The organism is Proteocatella sphenisci DSM 23131 (assembly GCF_000423525.1).
Lineage (GTDB): Bacteria > Bacillota > Clostridia > Peptostreptococcales > Filifactoraceae > Proteocatella > Proteocatella sphenisci.
This window is the reverse complement of sequence record NZ_KE384029.1, coordinates 11,634-12,912: the sequence shown is the minus strand read 5'-3', so window position 1 is coordinate 12,912 and position 1,279 is coordinate 11,634. Positions and strand designations below refer to the sequence as shown.

10 tRNA genes and 2 rRNA genes are annotated in these 1,279 nt (G+C 49.1%); all 12 read left to right on the top strand.

Annotated elements, in window-relative coordinates:
* Positions 1 to 139, top strand: a 23S ribosomal RNA gene (locus G558_RS0111945); the annotation flags it as partial.
* A gap of 71 nt (positions 140 to 210) precedes the next feature.
* Positions 211 to 327 (top strand): 5S ribosomal RNA (gene rrf, locus G558_RS0111940).
* A gap of 5 nt (positions 328 to 332) precedes the next feature.
* Positions 333 to 407, top strand: a tRNA-Glu gene (locus tag G558_RS0111935).
* 9 nt (positions 408 to 416) lie between these two features.
* A tRNA-Val gene (locus G558_RS0111930) sits at positions 417 to 492 on the top strand.
* Between the two features lie 9 nt (positions 493 to 501).
* Positions 502 to 578: transfer RNA gene (locus G558_RS0111925), tRNA-Asp, on the top strand.
* Between the two features lie 32 nt (positions 579 to 610).
* Positions 611 to 685 (top strand) — tRNA-Thr (locus G558_RS0111920).
* A gap of 15 nt (positions 686 to 700) precedes the next feature.
* Positions 701 to 785, top strand: a tRNA-Tyr gene (locus G558_RS0111915).
* A 43-nt stretch (positions 786 to 828) separates the two neighbouring features.
* Positions 829 to 902: transfer RNA gene (locus G558_RS0111910), tRNA-Gly, on the top strand.
* A 3-nt stretch (positions 903 to 905) separates the two neighbouring features.
* Positions 906 to 981: transfer RNA gene (locus tag G558_RS0111905), tRNA-Lys, on the top strand.
* 21 nt (positions 982 to 1,002) lie between these two features.
* A tRNA-Ser gene (locus G558_RS0111900) sits at positions 1,003 to 1,091 on the top strand.
* Positions 1,092 to 1,100: 9 nt separating this feature from the next.
* Positions 1,101 to 1,192: transfer RNA gene (locus G558_RS0111895), tRNA-Ser, on the top strand.
* Between the two features lie 9 nt (positions 1,193 to 1,201).
* Positions 1,202 to 1,278 (top strand) — tRNA-Pro (locus G558_RS0111890).
* Position 1,279: the final 1 nt, after the last annotated feature.

The following is a 1,279-nucleotide window of genomic DNA, read 5'->3' as shown; positions in this document are numbered from 1 at the left end:
GCACGAAGCCACCCTTAAGATAAGATTTCCCATCCGTAAGGAGTAAGATCCCATGAAGACTACGTGGTTGATAGGCTCAAGGTGTAAGTGCAGTAATGTATGTAGCTTATGAGTACTAATAGATCGAGGACTTGACCATAATTTTTACCTGGAATGAAAAAGTGAAACCTTTACATTGGTTTGCAGTTTTGATGGTACATCCATCTAATATATGGCTATTATAGAGTAGGAGATACACCTGTTCCCATTCCGAACACAGAAGTTAAGCCCTGCATCGCTGATAATACTTGGAGGGCAGCCTCCTGGGAAAGTAGGACGTAGCCAATTCAGATGGCCCCTTGGTCAAGCGGTCAAGACACCGCCCTTTCACGGCGGTAACAGGGGTTCGATTCCCCTAGGGGTCACCATATATTCCCGGGATCATAGCTCAGCTGGGAGAGCACCTGCCTTACAAGCAGGGGGTCACAGGTTCGAGCCCTGTTGGTCCCACCATATATTTGCGGTCCGGTAGTTCAGTTGGTTAGAATGCCAGCCTGTCACGCTGGAGGTCGAGGGTTCGAGTCCCTTCCGGATCGCCATAATATATACTAAAAACAAATTACATTATCATGCTGGCATGGCTCAACGGTAGAGCAGCTGACTTGTAATCAGCAGGTTGTAGGTTCGATTCCTATTGCCAGCTCCAATTCAATATTTAAATGGTGGAGTTCCCGAGTGGCCAAAGGGGGCAGACTGTAAATCTGTTAGCATCGCTTTCGGTGGTTCGAATCCACCCTCCACCACCAATTTTATATTAAACTAAAACTAATGTATATCAAATCTTAACTTGCGGGTGTAGCTCAGTGGTAGAGCCCCGGCCTTCCAAGCCGGTTGCGAGGGTTCGATCCCCTTCACCCGCTCCAGATGACCCATTAGCTCAGTCGGCAGAGCACCTGACTTTTAATCAGGGTGTCCCGCGTTCGAGTCGCGGATGGGTCACCATTTTATATTTAAATATTTCTTGGAGAGGTGTCCGAGCGGTTTAAGGAGCTGGTCTTGAAAATCAGTGACTCAGAAATGGGCCGTGGGTTCGAATCCCACCCTCTCCGCCAAGCAAATATGGAGAAGTACTCAAGTGGCTGAAGAGGCTCCCCTGCTAAGGGAGTAGGCCTGGTTAACGGGCGCGAGGGTTCAAATCCCTCTTTCTCCGCCAATTTTTTTTCGAGGTGTAGCGCAGTTTGGTAGCGTACGTGGTTTGGGACCATGGGGCCGGGAGTTCGAGTCTCTCCACCTCGACCAT